A 19,038-nucleotide genomic window follows, 5' to 3' on the forward strand; every position below is an offset into this window, starting at 1 on the left:
GCGATAGCAGTATGGCTACACAAACGCAGTTTCCCGCTCCCACGCGCGTGATCGCTGCCTTCGACTTCGACGGCACGCTCACTCAGCGCGACACATTCATTCCCTTCCTGGCCCATCTGTCGTGGGTCGGCTTGCTGGCGGCGTTCGTGCGGACCGCGCCGGCGCTGACGGCGTTCGCGCTGCGTCTGCGCAGCAACGAAGACGCCAAGCAGTCGCTCTGCCGCGCCGCGCTGCGCGGGCGCTCGCGCACCGAGCTGGCCCGCATCGCCCGCGCGTGGGTGCACACCATTCCGCTGCGGCCCGCGCTCATCGAGCGGCTGCGCTGGCACCAGCAGCGCGGCGACCGCTGCGTGCTGGTCAGCGCCTCGCCCGATATCTACCTCGACGACGTGGCCCGCTACCTCGGGTTCGACGACCTCATCTGCACGCGCATGGCGGTCGATGCGCAGGGCCGTCTGACCGGCGACTTTGACGGACACAACTGCTGGGGCCCTGAAAAGTTGCGGCGCCTGACCGAGCGCTACGGCGGTCCGGACCAATATGAACTGCACGCCTACGGCGACAGCCGCGGCGACCAATGGCTCATCGACGCGGCCCAACATGCCTGGTACCGCGGGCAGGCGGTCAAGCCATGAGGGCGCTGATTTCCCTGCTGCGTCCGCAGCAATGGCTGAAAAACGGCTTCGTGCTGATCGGCCTGATCTTCAGCCACGGATGGACGAACCCCGCGCTGGTGTTTGCCGTGGGCGTGGGCTTTGTCGCGTTCTGCCTCGCGTCCAGCGCGGTCTATGTCCTGAACGACTATCACGACCGCGCCGCCGATGCGGCGCATCCTAAGAAGCGGCTGCGCGCCATTGCCAGCGGACGGGTCGGCCTGCCCGCCGCCCGCGCGCTGATCGTCGTGCTGTTTGGCACGGCGCTCGGCCTGCCGCTCGTGTGCGGGCTCTGGCCCGTGGCGCTGGCCGTGGCCGGCTATCTGACCCTGAACATTGCCTACACCCTGAGCCTCAAGCACAAGGTGCTGGTCGATGTGTTCTGTATTGCTGCGGGCTTCATGATCCGCCTGGCTTGCGGCACCTTTGCGGTGGGCATCATCCCGTCGCGCTGGATGCTGCTGTGCAGTTTCATGCTGACCCTGTTCCTGGGTTTTGCCAAACGGCGTGCCGAGATCGCGTCGGCGCCTCTCGATGCCCCGGCATCGCAAGGCAGCACGCGCACCGTGCTGCGCCACTATTCGCCGCAGCTGCTGGACATCCTGGTGGGCATCACCGCCAGCACGACGCTGCTGGCGTATGGCCTCTATACGGTGGACGACATCACCGCCGCGTTGCACGGCACGCAGCATCTGATCGTCACGCTGCCCATCGTCACCTTCGGCGTCTTCCGGTATATCTACCTGCTGTACAAGGGCGGATCGGGCGAAGAGCCGGGCCGCGATCTGCTCGCCGACAACCAGATCCGCCTTGCGGTGCTGGCCTGGGTGGCGGTGGTGGTTTTGCTGGTAAGGACGTAGACATGGCATATCTTTGGCTGATTCTCAGCGGGGCCTGCAGCGTGGTGGCCAGCGTGGCGCTCAAGGCGGCGGGGTCCGCCGCAGCGCACGGACCCACGCCATCCCTGCTGACGCAGGCGCTGCCCTATGCGGGCGCCATCGGCGCGTACGGCCTGGGCTTTGGTTTCTACGCGCTGGCGCTGCGCCAGCTCGATCTGACGCTGGCGTATCCGCTGATGGTGGCCTGCGCGATTGCGGGCGTGTTCGTCTACGGCCTGCTGTCCGGCACGGAGACCATCACGGCCATGCGGATGGCGGGCGCGGCGTTCATCGCCGTCGGCGTCTTCCTGGTCTCGAAGTAGGCGCAGCCATGCAACGCCTGTTTCAAAGCGCGTGGTATCGCGGGTTCCTGCTGTGCTGCGCCTACGTCGTCGTGGCGGCCGCCGTGATGAACGGGTTCTACACCAAGTGGCGGCTCAACGACGGCCATGCGGCGCTCGGGCTGTCGCAGATGGTCGAGGGCACGGCCCACCGTCCGTATGTGTATCGGCAGTTCGTGCCCGCGCTGGCCAACGGCATCCAGGCGTTGCTGCCGCCGGCCACCGTGGCGCGCCTGTCCGAGCGTCTGGCCGAACCTCGGCGCGTGAACAGCCGTTCGGGTCTGGCGATGCGCTATCCGGCGTCCGAGGCCCTGCTGCCGGCAGTCACCTTGCGCTACCACCTCGTCTACTACCTGACGTTTGCCGCGCTGTTGGCTTCGCTGTTCGTCATGCGCCGCGTGGCGCAGCAGGCGGGGGCGGGTGCGGTGGCCGCGACGGCAGCGCCTGCGGTCCTGGCGATGATGGTGCCGTTCTTTTTGACCGAGGGCGGCTACTTCTACGATTTCGTCGAACTGCTGTTCATCATGAGCGCGGTGCTGCTGGCGCTGGGCGCCTCGCGCCAGACGCCGGTCCGGCTTTGCGCGCTGGTGGCGCTGGCAGGGCTGGCGACGTGGAACAAGGAAGCCTTCTTCTTTTTCACGCCCGCCCTGTACCCGCTCTTGCGGCGAAACCTGCCGCGCCTGCCGGCGGCGGGCGTCGTGACGGTGCTGCTGCTGGTGAGCGGTTGCGTCTATCTGGCGCTGCGCATGCGTTACGCGGGCAATCCCGGCTCCACCGTGGATTTCCAGCTGTGGGACAACCTGCGCTACTACGTTGACCCCCGTAACTGGCTGCTTACCGAGAACACCTATGGTGTCCTGCTGCCCCGCGGCTTCAGTCTCTTCAGCATCCTGGCTTTCGCGGGTATCGCCATCAATGGCTGGCCGCGGCTGCCAGATGCCCTGCGCGGGCACGCGAAGCTGGCGCTGGCCATCAACGTGCCGCTGTTCCTGTTGTTTTGTTCGCCCGGCGAAATGCGCAATCTGAGCATGCTGTATCCGGCGCTGCTGTGCCTCCTGGCGCTGGCGTTGGCAAAGTGGCTGGGGCCGCAGACCGCGCCCTGACCAGCCGTCACCCTGGAAGTCCGATGATCCGTTTTTTCAATAGCGTGGGCTACCGCCGATTCCTGTTGGCGATGCTCTATGTCATGGTCGCCGCGGCGGCCTTCAATGGGTTCTATACCAAGTGGCGCCTGAACGACGGGCACGGCCCGCATTCGCTGGCGTCCATGGTCGACGGCACCGCGTACCGGCCTTACGTGTACCGCCAGTTCGCGCCGGCCATTGCCAATGGCATTCAAGACCTGATGCCGGCCGCGACCGTCGAGCGCCTGTCCGAGCGGCTGACCGACCCGCGCCGCGTGAACAGCCGGTCAGGACTGGCCATGCGTTTTCCCGCGTCGGAAGCGATGCAGGCGCCTGTGACGCTGCGCTATCACATCGTCTATTACCTGACCTTCCTGGCGCTGCTCGGCTCGCTGTTCGCGATGCGGTCGGTGTGCCTGCGGGCGGGCGCCAGCGACGCCGCCGCCACCGCGGCGCCGCTCGTCATTGCGTTGCTGCTGCCGTTTTTTCTGACCGAAGGCGGCTTCTTCTACGACTTCTTCGAAGTGCTGTTCATGGCATGCGCGATTCTGCTTGCCTGGCGCATCCCGGTCGAACGCCCCGTGCGCGCGGCAGGGCGGCTGGGCCTGCTGGCCGTCGTTGCCGCAATGGCGACCTGGAACAAGGAGGCGTTCTTCTTCTATGTAGTCACGCTGTATCCCATTCTTCGGCTCAGCCTGCCGCGCCTCAAGGCTGCAACCGTCGTGGCGGGGCTGGTGTTCGTCTGCGGCTGCGTGTATCTGGCCCTGCGCGTGCGCTACGCGGGTAACCCGGGCGGTGCGGTGAGTTTTCAGCCGGGCGCGAATTTCTTCTACTTCCTGGACCCCGGCAACTGGTTCCGCACCGAAAGCACCTACGGCGTCGCGCTGCCCAAAGGGCTGAGCGCCGTGATGGTGTTGATGATCGCGGGCGTGGCCGTCACCGGCTGGCGCCTGCTGCCCGCGCCGTTCCGGCTGCACGTGCTGATGGCGCTGGCGGTCAATGTGCCGCTCTTTCTGCTGTTTGCCGCCGAGGGCGAGGCGCGCAACTTGAGCATGCTGTATCCGTCGCTGCTGGTGCTGATGGCAATGGCCTTGACGGCCTGGATGAACACCGCCGCGCCGACCGCGGCGGGCGTTGATCGCGCGCAAGCGTAATCGGCGGTGCGCGGGTTTACCCCATACCCGCTCATCGCCAAAATTTGTATGATGACCCGATAACTTTTATTCAAGAGACATCGTCGTCATGCCTGCTTCGCCGCGTCTGCTGTTCGTTGCCCGTCCCTGCCGCCCGGGGACATTCCATGACTGAAGAAGCCCGCATCCGCGAAGAAATCTGCACCATCGGCGCAAGCCTCTATGCGCGCGGCTATACCGTCGGCGCGGCCGGCAACATCAGCGCCCGGCTGGACGACGGATGGCTCATCACACCCACCGACGCCTGCCTGGGCCGGCTGGATCCCGCCGAGCTGGCCAAGGTCGATCTGGACGGCAACTGGGTCGCCGGCGGCAAGCCGTCCAAGACCTTGCTGCTGCATCAGGGCATCTACCGCGCCAGCCCGGATTCCCGCGGCATCGTGCATACGCACTCCACCCATCTGGTCGCGCTGACGCTCGCGGGCGTGTGGCGTCCGGACGAGGTATTGCCGCCCATCACGCCCTATCAAGTCATGAAGGTGGGTCGCATACCGTTGATCGGCTATCGCCGTCCGGGCGACCCGCAGGCGGCAGCCGAAGTCGCCGCCGTGGCGGGGCAGGTGCGCGGCGCCTTGTTCGAGCGGCTGGGCCCGGTGGTCTGGGAAAAGTCGGTGTCCCACGCGTCGTTTGCGCTCGAGGAACTGGAAGAAACCGCCCGCCTGTGGCTGATGACTCAGCCGCGTCCCGAGCCGCTGACGGACGAGGCCATCGAGACCCTGCGCGCCACGTTCGGCGCCCGCTACTGATCCGCTTTTTCGTACAAAGCCTGCCGGCCGCGACAGCGCGGATCAAGGCGGCGCATTCTTGATGGAGACTGGTAATGCCCCCGATGGAACTGGCGTCCCACGCCGCGCCTGCGGCTTCGTCGCCGCCCGAGTCCCGCGAAACCGCTCGCGCGTATGCCAAGGTGTTCTGGCGGCTGGTGCCGTTCCTGATGCTTTGCTATGTCATCGCCTACCTGGACCGCGTCAACGTCGGCTTCGCCAAGCTGCAGATGTCGCAGGACCTGGGCTTCAGTGAAACCGTTTTTGGTCTGGGCGCCGGCGTTTTCTTCATTGGCTACTTCCTGTTCGAAGTGCCCAGCAATCTGCTGATGCACCGGCTGGGGGCGCGCATCTGGATCGCGCGCATCATGATCACCTGGGGCATTCTGTCGGGCATGTTCATGTTCGTCGAAACCCCGACGGGCTTCTACATCCTGCGTTTCCTGTTGGGGCTGGCCGAAGCCGGGTTCTATCCCGGCGTGATCCTGTACCTGACCTACTGGTACCCGGCCCACCGCCGCGCAAAGATCATCGCGCTGTTCATGTCGGCCATCCCCGTGGCGGGCATCTTCGGCAATCCGCTGTCCGGCTGGATCATGGAGGCCTTCCATGGCATGCACGGCTTGCAGGGCTGGCAATGGATGTTCCTGATCGAGGCCGTGCCGGCGCTGGTGATCGGCGTGGTCACGGTGATGTATCTGGACAATGGCATCGCCAGCGCAAAATGGCTGAGCGACGACGAAAAGAAGCTGCTGACGCGCGAGATCGAACAGGACCAGAAGGAGACAGGTACGCAGAAGCATTCGCTGCGCGCGGTGTTCGCCGACAAGCGCGTGTGGTGGATGTGCCTGATCTACTTTGCCTTCGTCGCCGGCCAGTATGGCTTGACGTTCTGGATGCCCACGCTGATCAAGTCCACGGGCGTGACGGGGGCGTTCAACATCGGCCTGCTCAGCGCCATCCCCTTCCTGTGCGCCATCGTCGTGATGAATCTGCTGGGCCATTCCGCGGACCGCCGGCGCGAGCGCCGCTGGCACCTGATCGTGCCGGCGCTGGCGGGCGCCGTAGGCTTCTCGGCGGCGGCTTCTTTTGCCGACAACACCGTGGTGTCGCTGGTGTTCCTGTCCATGGCGGCCGCGGGCGTGCTGACCTGCGCACCGCTGTTCTGGTCGCTGCCGACCGCGTTTCTGTCCGGCACGGCCGCGGCCGCCGGCATCGCCATCGTCAACTCCGTGGGCAACCTGGCCGGCTTTGCCAGCCCCTACATGATCGGCTACCTGAAGGACCTGACCAGTTCCACTGCGTCCGGCATGTACGTGCTGGCGGGCGTGCTCGTCATTGGCGCCATCGCGGTCTGGTTCACGCCGGCCAAGCTGGTCAACCGCTAGCGCGGCGTCCGCAATCACCTCAGCATCAAAGGAACCGACATGCCGCGCCTTGCCGCAAACCTCAGCATGATGTACACGGAACATCCCTTCCTGGAGCGCTTCGCCGCCGCGGCGCATGACGGGTTCACGGGGGTGGAATTCCTGTTTCCCTACGATTTCACGGCGGCCGAGATCCGATCGCGCCTGGATGCGCACGGCCTGACGCAGGCCCTGTTCAATGCGCCGCCGGGTGACTGGGCGGCGGGTGAGCGCGGCATCGCATCGCTGCCTGGGCGCGAAGACGAGTTCAAGCGCGGATTGGACCAGGCACTGGAATACGCCGCGGTGCTGGGCAACCGCCATCTGCACGTGATGGCAGGCCTGATCCGTCCCGGCCAGGACCACGCGGCGCACCGGGATGTCTACGTCAGGAACCTGGCGCTTGCCGCGCGCACGGCCGCCACCGCTGGCGTGACCGTGGTGATCGAACCCATCAACACGCGCGATATTCCCGGCTTTTTCCTGAACCGGCAGGACGATGCACAGGCCATTCGCCACGACGTGGGCGCGGACAACCTGAAGGTGCAGTTCGACATCTACCACTGCCAGATCGTCGAAGGCGACATCGCCATGAAGCTCGAACGCGATATGCCCGGCATTGGCCACATCCAGATTGCGGGCGTGCCAGACCGTCACGAACCCGATCTGGGCGAACTGAACTACCCCTACCTGTTCCAGCGTATCGACGCGTTGGGCTATCAAGGCTGGATCGGCTGCGAATACCGCCCGCGCGCCGGAACGTCCGAAGGCCTGGGCTGGGCCCAACCCTATCTCACCCATCGTTGAGCATCCCATCATGAAGATACTGATCACCGGCGGCGCCGGATTCCTGGGCCAGCGGCTGGCGCGCAAACTGCTCGAGCGCGGCACGCTGGCGCTGGAAGGCGGCAAGCCCCAGACCATCACGCAAATCGATCTGCTGGACGTCGTGAAGGCGGATCTGCAGGACCCGCGCGTGCGCTCGCTGGAAGGCGACATTGCCGACCCGGCGGTGCTGCGGCAAGCCATCGATTCCGAGACGCGCGCCATTTTTCATCTGGCCGCCATTGTCAGCGGACAGGCGGAGGCGGACTTCGACCTGGGCATGCGCATCAATCTGGACGCCTCGCGCGCGTTGCTGGAAACCTGCCGCGCGCTGGGCCACAAGCCTCGCGTCATTTTCACCAGCTCCGTGGCGGTGTATGGCGGCAATCTGCCCGACACGGTGCGCGACGACACCGCGCTCAATCCGCAATCGTCCTACGGCACGCAGAAGGCCATCGCCGAACTGCTGCTGGCCGACTACACGCGGCGCGGGTTCGTCGATGGCCGTGTGCTGCGCCTGCCGACCATCAGCGTGCGTCCCGGCCGGCCGAATGCGGCGGCGTCGTCGTTCGCCAGCGGCATCATCCGCGAACCCCTGAATGGCGAACCAGCCGTGTGCCCAGTTGGCGCGGACACGCGGCTGTGGCTGCTGTCGCCGCGCGGCGCGATCGCTGCCTTGATCGCGGGCTGCGAGCTGGATGCCGACGCGATGGCGGACCGGACGCCGATCAACCTGCCTGGCGTGTCAGTCACGGCGGCCGAGATGGCGCAGGCCTTGCGCGAGGTCGCGGGCGACGAGGTTGCCGACCGCATCAGCTGGCAGGCGGACGCGCGTGTCGAGCGCATCGTCGGCAGTTGGCCGGGGCGTTGGGACACGTCGCGCGCCACCCGTCTTGGCCTGACGGGCGATGGCAGTTTTGCCGACATCGTCCGCGCCTACATGGCCGACGACCTGAAGCGTTGAGTCGCCGCCTTTCCCTTTTGCATCCCGCTTCCGGACAACGAACGACATGAGCAAACCCACAGAAACACCGCGCCGCGTTGGCGTCATCGGCCTGGGCGCGATGGGCGCGGGCATTGCCCAGAGCCTGCGCCGCGCCGGGTACGCGGTCCACGTGTACGACATTCGCGCCGATGCCGCGGCGGCCTTCGCGGCGCAGGGCGGCGTGGCGTGCGCCAGCCTGGCGGACATGGCGCAGGCCTGCGAGATCGTCGTCAGCGTGGTCGTCAACGCGCAGCAAACCGAATCGGTGCTGTTTGGCGACGACGGCCTTGCCGCCGCGCTGCGGCCCGGATCGGTATTCGTCATGTGCTCTACCGTGGACCCCAACTGGTCCGTGGCGTTGGAAGGGCGCCTGGCTGAGCAGGGCATCCTGTATCTGGACGCGCCCATCTCCGGCGGCGCGGCCAAGGCGGCCGCCGGCCAGATGACCATGATGACCGCCGGCAGCGCGGCCGCCTACGAGGCTTGCGGGTCAGTACTGAAATCGATGGCGGGAAAGGTATATCGGCTGGGCGACCGCGCGGGCGCGGGCAGCAAGGTCAAGATCATCAACCAGTTGCTGGCCGGCGTGCACATCGCGGCCGCTGCCGAGGCCATGGCGCTGGGCCTGCGCGAAGGCGTGGACGCCGATGCCTTGTATGAGGTCATCACGCACAGCGCGGGCAACAGCTGGATGTTCGAGAACCGCATGCCCCACGTGCTGGCGGGCGACTACACGCCGTTATCCGCAGTGGACATCTTCGTGAAGGACCTGGGGCTGGTGCTGGATACCGCAAGACATACCCGGTTCCCGCTGCCGCTCGCGTCCACCGCGCACCAGATGTTCATGCAGGCGTCGTCGGCCGGCCATGGCCGCGAAGACGACAGCGCGGTGATCAAGATTTTCCCGGGCATTTCCCTGCCGGAGGCCAAATGACGATCAAGCTGGGCTGCATCGCCGACGATTTCACGGGCGCCACCGATCTGGCGAACAATCTGGTCCGCGCGGGCATGCGCACGGTGCAGACCATCGGCACGCCGGGCGAGCCGCTGCGGGACGACGCGGACGCCGTGGTGGTCGCCTTGAAGACCCGCACGCTGCCGCCCGACGAGGCCATCGCGCAATCGCTCGCAGCGCTGCAGTGGCTGCGTGCGCAAGGGGCCGAACAGATCTACTTCAAGTACTGCTCCACGTTCGACAGCACACCGCAGGGCAATATCGGGCCGGTCACGGATGCGCTGATGACGAACCTGGATACCGCTTTCACCATCGCGACGCCGGCGTTTCCGGACAACAAGCGCACCGTGTTCAAGGGCTATCTGTTCGCGGGCGACGTGCTGCTCAACGAATCCGGCATGCAGCATCACCCGCTCACGCCGATGACCGACCCCAACCTCGTGCGGGTGCTGGCGGCGCAAACGTCGCGCAAGGTGGGCTTGATCGATTACAGCGTGGTCGCGCGCGGCACCGCCGCCATTCGTGAACGCATCCAGGAATTGATGTCGCAGGGCATCGAGATCGCCATCGTCGACGCCGTATCCAACGACGACCTGCTGGCACTGGGCCCGGCGCTGCACGGCATGCCGCTGGTGACGGCCGGTTCCGGTGTGGCCATCGGATTGCCCGGCAACTGGGGGCTGTCGGTCACGGGTTCCGCCGGCGTGGTGCGCGCACAAGGCTTGCAGGCCGTCGTGGCGGGCAGTTGCTCCGCCGCGACGAATGCGCAGGTGGCGGCCTTCATTGAAAGCGGCCGGCCCGCGCTGGCGCTGGATCCCATGAAGCTGGCCGCCGGCGAGGACGTGGCGGGGCAGGCGCTGGCCTGGGCCGAGCCGCGCATGCAGGACGGCCCGGTGCTCATCTATTCCACGGCGCAGCCTGACGCTGTCAGGCAAACCCAGGGCGCGCTCGGCGCGAGCCAGGCGGGCGCCATGATCGAAGCGGCAATCGCGCGCATCGCAGCCGGATTGGTGGCGCGCGGTGTGCGGCAATTGATCGTGGCCGGCGGCGAGACCTCGGGCGCGGTGGTGCAGGCGTTGGGCCTGGAGCAGATCACGATCGGCGACCAGATCGATCCGGGCGTGCCGTGGTGCGCCGGTTATGCGCCGGTGGCGCAGGCCGACATCAGCATCGCGCTGAAGTCCGGCAACTTCGGCAGCCGGGATTTTTTCACGAAGGCGTTTCGCTAGCGGCCTGTGCAGGCCGGAGCGGTGCGGTCCGGGGCGGTGCAGTCCGCGGCGGTGTAGTCCGGTATCGCGCTTCAGTCCGGCTCAGCGGTGCGCCTGGCTCAACCGCTTGGCGGCATTGACCATGTGAATGCGGGCGGCTTCCCGGGCGCCGTCCACATCCTTGCGCCGGATGGCTTCGACGATGGCGATGTGTTCCTGCAATACGTCACGCATCAGATTTGCATGGCGCGCCTCGTTGCCGCGGGTGACGCGTGTGGCGGCTTCCAGGAACTGGCTGACGAACGCAAGGGTGGTCAGAAAGTACGGGTTGCCGGTGGCGCGCGCGATGCTGCGGTGAAAGGCCACATCTTCCTTCACGCCATCTCCGCCGTTGTCCACGGCCTGCGAGATCGCAGCCAGCGCCGCGTCGATCTCCACCATGTCCTGCTTCTTGCGGCTGGCGGCGGCTTGCGCCGCCACTTCGGTTTCCAGGGCCCGGCGCAGATCCACGATGTGCAGCACGGCCTCCAGCGACGAGAGCTCGGCTGCATCAATTCGCAGCGCCCGGTTGCCAGAGTGCTCGGTGACGAAGACGCCGCTGCCTTGCCGCGCTTCAACCACGCCATCCTGGCGCAGCCGCGACACGGCTTCGCGGATCACCGTGCGGCTGACGCCAAACTGTTCGGCCAGCGCGGATTCCGTGGGCAGCTTTTCACCGGGCAGCACGCGTCCTTCGTCGATCTCGGCGAGCAGACGTTTGGCGACCGTGTCGGTCAGGGTGGGAACAGCGGGAAGTCGGGGAAACGCCATGGACGGGGAGTGGGGGGAGAAACAAAAAGGCCCGTCTCGACGTCATCGGCGGGGCCATCGGCAATAGTAACCCGGTCTATCGGCGGGTTCGCCTAGGTGCCGTCGGCATGGGCTGCCTGCGCGTCCAGGAGGCAATGCATGAAGCATTGCGCGGCCGGCGTTGGGGGCGAGTCGGCACGCGTCAGGACCGACACGCGCGCCGCGGGCAGCGGATGATCCAGACGGACCATGCGTAACCCGCGCGGCAGCAACTGATGATCGAAAAGATTGCGCACGAAGATGCCCAGCGCGTCGCTCTCCGCAATGATAGCCAGCGCCACCGCGATGGACTGGCAGGGAATCACGTCGCGCGGGGGCGGCAACTCATGCGCATCGAACGCCAGCCGCAGCAGGTTCGCGGGGGCTTGAATATTGCCCGGCAGCAGCCATAGCGCATCGTGCAGCTCGGCCAGCGTGCGCGCACCGCGCAGCGGATGGCCCGCGCGTGCGCCCACCGCCAGCGGCAGTGTGAACAGCGTGGTCCGCGCAAACCCGTCGTCGATGTCGCCGTCGTATTCGGTCTGCACCAGGAAGTCGTAGCGGCCGGATTCCAGCTGCTCGTGGCTGTAGGGCGGCGCGACCTCGTTGAAGGCCACCGAGACGCGCGGCATGCGTGCGCGAAACGCGGCCAGCGCGGCGGGCAGGACCGTCAGCGCCGCGGAACTGATGGCCAGGTTCAGCGTTCCGCCTTCGCCGTCGCGCATCTGGCCGATCTCCTCTTGCGCCTTGCGGGCTTCCTGCAGGATCAGCACGGCGCGCTTGTATAACGCTTCCCCGTAAGTGGTCAGTTCCACGCCCTTGACGCTGCGGCGCACCAGCTCCGCGCCCACGCTCTGCTCCAGCTCCCGCAGGCTGCGGGTGGCGGCGGGCTGGGTGACAAAGAGCGCCCGCGCCGCGGCACGGATGCTGCGATGCTCGGCAATCAGCACAAAGGCGCGGAGTTGGCGCAGGTTCATGGGCAAGTCGTTCCGGATTGGGCGGGCAGGGCTATAAGCAAAAGTGCTCATCGCGACAAAAATACTGTCTTTTGCTTATCGTGCGCCATCCGTATATTCACGGCGGTGGGGCGCGCAAAGCGATCCGGACGCACGGACCGGCGGCCCCGCACCGGACATCAAGGGGAAAACAATGTCTATTGCCATCGCCGCAGGCGGCCCGGGGTTGTACACGCCGTCGATGCGCCGCCGCGTCATTGCCGGTACCACCATCGGCAACGCGCTCGAGTTCTTCGACTTCACCGTCTTCACGTTCCTGATGCTGGTCATCGGACCGCTCTTCTTTCCCGCGGCGTCCGGCTACGGCCAGTTGCTGCTGACCACCGCCACCTTCGGCGTGGGCTTTCTGATGCGGCCCGTGGGCGGCATGCTGATCGGCTCGTACGCCGACCGGCACGGCCGCCGCGCGGCCATGACGCTGACGCTGTGGCTGATGGGCCTGGGCTGTGCACTCATCGCCTTGGCGCCGACCCACGCGCAGATGGGCGTGCTGGGACCCGTGCTGATGGTGCTGGCGCGGCTGATCCAGGGCTTTGCGGCGGGCGGCGAGGTCGGCGCCTCGACCACGCTGCTGGTGGAACACGCGCCGCCCGGCAAACGCGGCTTCTATTCGAGCTGGCAGTTCGGCAGCCAGTCGCTCGGCGTGATGCTGGGCGCGCTGACCGTGGCGATCCTGACGGCGGCGCTGACTAAGGAAGAAATGCAGGCCTGGGGCTGGCGGGTGCCGTTCGTGATCGGCATTCTGACGGTGCCGGTGGGCGCCTACATCCGCCGCAATCTGGAGGAAACGCTGGAACCCGCGCCTGCCGCCGGCGCCAGAACCACCGCCGCCGGCCACCAGCCGCTGCGGCGCGTCTTTGCCGACCACAAGCTCACGATCGTCAAGGGCATCCTGCTCGTGATCGGCGGCATGGTGTGCGCGCAGATCATCGGCTTCTACATGCCGGCTTACGCCACGAAGGAACTCGGCCTTCCGGCCACGTCCACGCTGTTTGCCAGTGTCGTGCTGGGCGCGATCGGTTTCGCGCTGGCGCCGTTCGTCGGCATGCTGGCGGACCGCGTGGGGCGCAAGCGGGTGATCTTCTGGTCGCGTGCCGTGACGGTCTGCGTGCTGCTGCCGTGCTTCCAATGGCTGGTGTCGGCGCCCAGCACCGGGCGGCTGATGACGGTCATCGCCTTGCTGGCCGTGCTGCTGGCGCTGCAGACCGCGCCCGTCATCACGATGCTGCCCGAACTGTTCCCGAAGGCCGTGCGCACCACGGGCATGTCCGTGGTGTACGGTCTGGGCATCTCGGTCTTCGGCGGCTTCGCGCAATTCTTCGTGACCTGGCTGCTGCACGTGACCGGCAACCCGATGGCGCCCGCGTGGTACTTGATGGTCACCGTGACGCTTTCCACCGTGGTGCTGTTCTGGATTCAGGACCGTACCGGCCATGACATCGACAGCCAGGAGCCCTGACATGCAATCCGTTGACCGCTACTTTTCCAGCAGCTACGCCCAGGCGCGCGAACGCTTCCTGGCGGCCGCCGCGCCGCTGGCTACGCAGGTTGCGTCGTACGGCATCGCGGCCGTGGGCAGCCAGGGCGAGCCGCTGGCCACCGACGTGGCGCTGATCGGCGATGCCGACGCGCAGCGGCTCCTGATCGTGACGTCGGCCACGCACGGCGTGGAGGGCTTCTGCGGATCAGGTTGCCAGCTTGCGCTGCTGGATGACGCGCCGATCCTGGAACGCGCGCGGCAGGCGGGCGTGGCGCTCCTGCTGGTGCACGCCGTGAACCCGTACGGTTTCTCGTGGATTGCGCGCACGGACGAAGGCAACGTCGACCTGAACCGCAATGCTCAGCCCTTCGACGGCCGCGCGCTCCCGGCCAATCCGGGCTATGGCGAGATCCACGAGCTGCTGTTGCCGCAGGAATGGCCGCCCACGGAGCAGAACCGCCAGGCCATCGCCCGCCATATCGAAACGCACGGCCTGGCCGCCACGACGCAGGCGGTGTCGCGCGGCCAGTACACGCATCCGGATGGCCTGTTCTATGGCGGCGCGGGGCATTCGCCGTCGCTGCTGACCCTGCGCGACATCCTGCGGACCCACGCCAGCCGCCACGCGCACATCGGCTGGATCGACGTGCACACGGGCCTGGGGCCGCGCGGCCACGGCGAGAAGATCTACGCCGGCCAGCGTGACGACACGGAAGTGGCGCGCGCCCGGCAGTGGTGGGGCAGCGATATCGCCGTGCCGTATCAAGGCAGCTCGGCCTCGGTGGACATCACGGGCCATCTCGCGGGTCTCATCTACGACGCCTGCCCCGCGTCGGAACCGACATTGATGGCGCTGGAGTTCGGCACCAAGCCTTGGGACGAGGTGGTGCACGCACTGCGGGGACGCAATTGGCTGCGCGCGCATCCCGACGCCAGCGATGCCTTGCAACAGGACATCCTGCAGGCCACACGCGACGCGTTTTACTGCGGCCAGGAAGATTGGCAAGGCATGGTGCTGGGCCAGAGCCGCGTGGCGATGCTGCAAGCGGTGTGCGGCCTGCAGGCTGCCGGGTAGCAGCGCGCCGGGTGACGGGTAGCACCTGCGGCGGCGTTGCGCCGCAGTGGGTTGCACCGTCATCGGAGCTACCGCAGGGATAACCCGCGAGTTTTGACGCGACGTGGGTTATCCCTACTTGAGCGGTGCAGCAACCCGTCGATATGCTTTGGTTAACCGTAGGGACCGCAGAGTCTTCGGAGGAGTTTCAAACCAAGCCGGCAGTTGCTGAAAGGAACCGGATTTGCATAGTGCGCCTCCTTTGGACTCAGCCGTCGCAGCCTCGCGGGAAAAGCCATTGCGCGTGATCCCGTGGGCCACGTGGCTGCACCGCGTTTTCGTGGTTCTCATGTATGCGTTCATGCTCAGCCCCATCGTGCTGGTGGTCTGGCTGAGCTTCTTCAAGGACGCCATCCTCTATTTCCCGCCATCGGGCTACACGCTCTCCTGGTACGTCAAGGCGTGGGAAAACCCCGCGTTCGCCAACGGCTTCATCTTCAGCCTGCAAGTGTCGCTGGTGGCCGCGTTCATCGGCGTGACGATGGGCGTGCTGGCGGCGGTGGCCATTGCGCGTTACCGCTTCAGTGGCAGCAAGGGCGTCAACACGCTGCTGCTGTCACCTCTGCTGATACCCGGCATTGTCGCGGGCGTGGCCGTCTATCTCTTCTATCTGCGCGCTGAAAACGTGCTGGATCAGGATCTGGTCGGCACGTTCGGCGGCCTGGTCATTGCGCACGTTTGCCTCACCATCCCGTGGACCGTGCGGCTTGTGACGGCGGGCATGGCCGGGCTGGACGGCTCCATCGAGGAAGCCGCGCGCAACCTGGGCGCAAGCGCGCCCAAGGCCTTCATGCGGGTGACACTGCCGATGCTGCGGCCGTCCATCGTCGCCGCGGCGCTGTTCAGTTTTGTCGTGTCATTCGAGAACCTGGAGCTGTCCCTGTCGCTTGTCGGCCCGGGGCGCACCACGCTGCCGATCGCGATCATGCAGTACCTCGAATTCAACCTGGACCCGACGATCGCGTCGGTGGCCTCGGTGCAAATCCTGCTGTTGGGCATCATCATGCTTGTGACCGACCGCTATGTGAAACTCAGTCAGGTGGTGTAAGAAATGGCGAAGGTCTCAATCGAAAACATCCGCAAGCAGTTCGGCGCGGCGGTCGCGGTGTCGGATTTTTCCCTGGAGATTGCCGAAGGCGAACTGGTCACCTTTCTGGGACCCAGCGGCTGCGGCAAGACGACCACGCTGCGCATGATTGCCGGCTTCATCACGCCCACGGCCGGGCGCATCCGCATCGGTGAAACCGACGTCACGCGGTTGCCGGTGCACAAGCGCGACACCGGCATGGTGTTCCAGCGCTACGCGCTGTTTCCGCACATGACGGTGGCGGAAAACGTGGCGTTCGGCCTGGAAATGCACAAGGTGCCCAAGGCCGATCGCGATGCAAAGATCCGGCGCGTGCTGGACATGGTTCGCATGACGGAACTGCGCGACCGCTATCCGCGCCAGTTGTCCGGCGGCCAGCAGCAGCGCGTGGCGATTGCGCGGGCGTTGGCGATCGAACCCAAGGTGTTCCTGCTGGACGAACCGTTGTCGAATCTGGACGCCAAGCTGCGCCTGGAAGTGCGCGAGGAAATCCGCGCGTTGCAACGGCGCCTGGGCCTGACCACCGTGTTCGTGACCCACGATCAGGAAGAAGCGCTGGCGATTGCCGACCGCATGGCCATCATGCACGACGGCATCGTGCAGCAGGTGGGCGCGCCCGACACGCTGTACGAGCGGCCCGCCAATCTGTTCGTGGCGGACTTCCTGGGCAAGATGAATGTCTTTACGGGACGCGGCCAGGCCAACGACCAGTTCGAAACCAAAGCCGGACAGCGCATCGCCGCGCCGGGCGGCGGCAATGCCACGCATGTGGGCGTGCGGCCGGAACGTGTACGCCTGCAAGCGCAGCCGTCTGGCGGCAATGCGTTGCCCGGCGTCATCGAATCGTCGTTGTACCTGGGATCGGTGCTGGAGGTGCGGGTGCAGCTTGATGGCGGCGACCGCCTGATCAGCCAGATCGTCAATGCCGGCACGCGCGCCGCCCCGCCTGCCGCCGGCGAGCGCGTGTATGCGTGCTTCGAACCCGACGACTGCGTCGCCTTCACGCAATAGGAGGCGCGATGACGACCGCAACGCAGGACGGACGCCCCAGCCGCTGGCTGGGCCCAGGGCTGGCCTTTCCGGCCTCGCTGGTGGTGCTGGTGATCATCATGATCCCCATCCTTCAGCTGGCGCGCTACAGCTTCAATCATTTCGACCCGGTCGAGATGATGCAGACCGCCTTCACGTTCGAGAACTACGCCAAGTTCTTTGGCGACCCGTACTACCGCGACATCTTCTTCACCACGCTGGGCATCGCGGCGCTGTGCACGGTGCTGGCGCTGGTGCTGGGCTTTCCGGTGGCGTACTTCCTGGCGCGCACGCAAAGCCGGTACAAGAGCCTGTTCGTGATCCTGCTGGTGTTTCCGCTGATGGTGGGCAACGTGGTGCGCGCGGCCGGCTGGATGGTGGCGCTGGGCAATGCGGGCGTGGTCAACGCCGTGTTGCAGGGGCTGGGCATCATCGATAAGCCGCTGACGCTGATGTACACGCCAACGGCGGTGGTGATCGGCACCACTGCGGTGGTCATGCCGTACCTGATCCTGACGCTGCAAAGCGTGCTGGAAGGCATGGACCTGTCGGTGGAAGAGGCCGCGCGCAATGTGGGCGCCAGCTTCTTCACCACCTTCCGCCGCATCGTGCTGCCGATCGCCGCGCCTGGCGTGGCCGCGGGCACGATGCTGGTGTTCATCCTGTGCATGAATGCGTACGCCACGCCGGTGCTGCTGGGCGGTTCCGGGCTGACCATGATGGCGCCGGCGCTATACGACCAGATCACCAAGGCCTCGAACTGGCCGTTCGGCGCGGCGCTCGCAGTCATATTGGTGTGCGGCACGCTTGTCATTGCCCTCTTTTCGAACTGGCTGATTCACCGGCGCTATATCAAGACGATGGCGTCCTGACCTGGATACCCCGATAAGGAAATTCTCATGTCTGCTGTGCTGTTCAAGAATGCGAACCTGCTCGATCCCCTGCAGTCCGACCTGCTGGAGGGGCACCACGTGCTGGTCGAGGATGGCGTCATCAAGGAAGTGTCGGACAAGCCGATCAGCGCTTCCTCGGCGCGCGTGATCGACGCCGCGGGCCGCACGCTGATGCCGGGTCTGATCGACCTGCACGTGCACGTGCTGGCCACGCAGTTGAACCTGAGCACGCAGGGCGTCCTGCCGGACGCGCTGGTGATGATGCGCGCGGTGCCCATCATGGCCGCCATGCTGCGCCGCGGCTTCACCACCGTGCGCGACGCGGGCGGCGCGGGCTGGGGCCTGAAGTGCGCGGTCAATGAAGGCACGGTCAAGGGACCGCGCCTGTTCATCTCGGGCCGCGCCATCAGCCAGACCGGCGGCCACGGCGATCCGCGTCCGCGCTCGGATCACCTGCGTCCCATGAGCTTCTGCGGCTGCTGCTTCCGTGCGGGCGATATCGGTCGCGTCGCCGACGGCATCGACGACGTGCGCAAGGCCGTGCGCCAGGAACTGCAGATGGGTGCGGACCAGATCAAGATGATGGCTTCGGGCGGCGTGGCCTCGCCCACCGATCCCATCGCCTCCTTTGGCTATTCGGAAGAAGAGATCCGCGTCATCGTCGACGAGGCGGCCAGCCGCCAGACCTACGTGATGGCGCATTCCTATACCGCCGACGCCATCGAGCGCGCCATCCGCAACGGCGTGCGCACCATCGAGCACGGCAATCTGGTCGACGAACGCGTGGCGCGCTTCATGGCCGAGAAGGGCGCATTCGTGGTGCCGACGCTGGTGACCTACGAGGCGCTTGCCAATGAAGGCGCCGATTACGGCCTGCCGGCGGACTCTGTCGCCAAGATCGCGACGGTGCGCACCGCGGGCCTGCATTCGCTTGAGATCTACAAGAAGGCGGGCGTGAAGATCGGCTACGGGTCGGATCTGCTGGGCCCGTCCCAGCGCCTGCAGAGCGACGAATTCCGCATCCGCCGCGAGGTGCTGTCCGCGCAGGAGGTCATCCAGTGCGCCACCACGACCGCCGCCGAAGTGCTGAACCAGGTCGGCCAGCTGGGTCGCATCCAGGAAGGGGCACTGGCGGACGTGCTGCTGGTGGACGGCAATCCGTACCGCGACCTGTCTTGCCTGCTGGGCCAGGGCGAGCACATCGGCCTGATCATGAAGGGCGGCGTCATCGAACACAACGAGCTGGGAGTCTAGGAGCC

General features: G+C 66.4%; 19 protein-coding genes. 17 read left to right on the top strand and 2 right to left on the bottom strand.

From position 1 onward, the window contains the following. Nucleotides 1-11: 11 nt before the first annotated feature. The 11 genes from KW836_RS05525 to otnK all read left to right on the top strand — a co-directional run bounded on the left by KW836_RS05525 (nt 12) and on the right by otnK (nt 10,353). Nucleotides 12-635 carry an HAD family hydrolase gene (locus KW836_RS05525; RefSeq protein ID WP_175122110.1) on the top strand — a complete coding sequence of 208 codons (624 nt, stop codon included), beginning with the start codon at nt 12-14 and terminating at the stop codon, nt 633-635. Continuing rightward, entirely contained in the window at nt 632-1,513 is an 882-nt protein-coding gene (locus KW836_RS05530) for a decaprenyl-phosphate phosphoribosyltransferase (RefSeq protein ID WP_218342636.1), read from the top strand. The genes KW836_RS05525 and KW836_RS05530 overlap by 4 nt, the downstream gene beginning before the upstream one ends. A gap of 2 nt (nt 1,514-1,515) precedes the next feature. Further along, complete coding sequence (locus tag KW836_RS05535; RefSeq protein ID WP_175122112.1) at nt 1,516-1,854, top strand: multidrug efflux SMR transporter; 339 nt, start codon at nt 1,516-1,518, stop codon at nt 1,852-1,854. A gap of 8 nt (nt 1,855-1,862) precedes the next feature. Continuing rightward, complete coding sequence (locus KW836_RS05540; RefSeq protein WP_218342637.1) at nt 1,863-2,975, top strand: hypothetical protein; 1,113 nt, start codon at nt 1,863-1,865, stop codon at nt 2,973-2,975. A 23-nt stretch (nt 2,976-2,998) separates the two neighbouring features. Further along, nucleotides 2,999-4,150, top strand: a complete 1,152-nt coding sequence (locus KW836_RS05545) for a hypothetical protein (protein ID WP_218342638.1) — start codon at nt 2,999-3,001, stop codon at nt 4,148-4,150. Between the two features lie 146 nt (nt 4,151-4,296). Beyond that, the gene (locus KW836_RS05550; RefSeq protein ID WP_218342639.1) at nt 4,297-4,935 is read left to right on the top strand and encodes an aldolase; all 639 of its coding nucleotides are present in this window, start codon (nt 4,297-4,299) and stop codon (nt 4,933-4,935) included. 83 nt (nt 4,936-5,018) lie between these two features. Next, nucleotides 5,019-6,341: an MFS transporter gene (locus KW836_RS05555; RefSeq protein WP_370633006.1), complete on the top strand. Its 1,323-nt coding sequence runs from the start codon at nt 5,019-5,021 to the stop codon at nt 6,339-6,341. Between the two features lie 39 nt (nt 6,342-6,380). Beyond that, a complete protein-coding gene (gene otnI / locus KW836_RS05560) occupies nt 6,381-7,166 on the top strand; it encodes a 2-oxo-tetronate isomerase (protein ID WP_218342640.1) in 786 nt (261 codons plus the stop codon). Between the two features lie 10 nt (nt 7,167-7,176). After that, the gene (gene denD / locus KW836_RS05565; RefSeq protein ID WP_218342641.1) at nt 7,177-8,148 is read left to right on the top strand and encodes a D-erythronate dehydrogenase; all 972 of its coding nucleotides are present in this window, start codon (nt 7,177-7,179) and stop codon (nt 8,146-8,148) included. Nucleotides 8,149-8,194: 46 nt separating this feature from the next. Next, complete coding sequence (gene ltnD, locus KW836_RS05570) at nt 8,195-9,103, top strand: L-threonate dehydrogenase (RefSeq protein ID WP_218342642.1); 909 nt, start codon at nt 8,195-8,197, stop codon at nt 9,101-9,103. After that, nucleotides 9,100-10,353, top strand: coding sequence for a 3-oxo-tetronate kinase (otnK, locus tag KW836_RS05575; protein WP_218342643.1), 1,254 nt, complete (start codon nt 9,100-9,102; stop codon nt 10,351-10,353). Before ltnD ends, otnK begins: the two co-directional genes overlap by 4 nt. 81 nt (nt 10,354-10,434) lie before the next feature. Here the strand turns inward: otnK and KW836_RS05580 are convergent, their stop codons facing one another. Together KW836_RS05580 and KW836_RS05585 are read right to left on the bottom strand one after the other, a co-directional pair. Then, nucleotides 10,435-11,142, bottom strand: coding sequence for a FadR/GntR family transcriptional regulator (locus tag KW836_RS05580; protein ID WP_218342644.1), 708 nt, complete (start codon nt 11,140-11,142; stop codon nt 10,435-10,437). 92 nt (nt 11,143-11,234) lie between these two features. Continuing rightward, on the bottom strand, nt 11,235-12,137 hold the full coding sequence (locus KW836_RS05585) for a LysR substrate-binding domain-containing protein (RefSeq protein WP_218342645.1): 903 nt from the start codon (nt 12,135-12,137) through the stop codon (nt 11,235-11,237). A 172-nt stretch (nt 12,138-12,309) separates the two neighbouring features. On the opposite strand from KW836_RS05585, the gene KW836_RS05590 reads away from it, so the two are divergent. The 6 genes from KW836_RS05590 (at nt 12,310) to KW836_RS05615 (ending at nt 19,033) form a co-directional block, all read left to right on the top strand. Continuing rightward, nucleotides 12,310-13,635, top strand: a complete 1,326-nt coding sequence (locus KW836_RS05590) for an MFS transporter (RefSeq protein ID WP_175122123.1) — start codon at nt 12,310-12,312, stop codon at nt 13,633-13,635. Between the two features lies 1 nt (nt 13,636). Beyond that, entirely contained in the window at nt 13,637-14,731 is a 1,095-nt protein-coding gene (locus tag KW836_RS05595; protein ID WP_218342646.1) for a M14 family metallopeptidase, read from the top strand. 277 nt (nt 14,732-15,008) lie between these two features. Next, nucleotides 15,009-15,818, top strand: a complete 810-nt coding sequence (locus tag KW836_RS05600; protein WP_175122125.1) for an ABC transporter permease — start codon at nt 15,009-15,011, stop codon at nt 15,816-15,818. A 3-nt stretch (nt 15,819-15,821) separates the two neighbouring features. Beyond that, a complete protein-coding gene (locus KW836_RS05605) occupies nt 15,822-16,868 on the top strand; it encodes an ABC transporter ATP-binding protein (RefSeq protein WP_218342647.1) in 1,047 nt (348 codons plus the stop codon). Nucleotides 16,869-16,876: 8 nt separating this feature from the next. Then, on the top strand, nt 16,877-17,758 hold the full coding sequence (locus tag KW836_RS05610) for an ABC transporter permease (protein ID WP_175139508.1): 882 nt from the start codon (nt 16,877-16,879) through the stop codon (nt 17,756-17,758). Nucleotides 17,759-17,785: 27 nt separating this feature from the next. Continuing rightward, a complete protein-coding gene (locus KW836_RS05615) occupies nt 17,786-19,033 on the top strand; it encodes an amidohydrolase family protein (RefSeq protein ID WP_175122128.1) in 1,248 nt (415 codons plus the stop codon). The last annotated feature ends 5 nt before the right edge of the window (nt 19,034-19,038 follow it).

Source organism: Achromobacter sp. ACM05, from assembly GCF_019218915.1.
Lineage (GTDB): Bacteria > Pseudomonadota > Gammaproteobacteria > Burkholderiales > Burkholderiaceae_B > Achromobacter > Achromobacter animicus.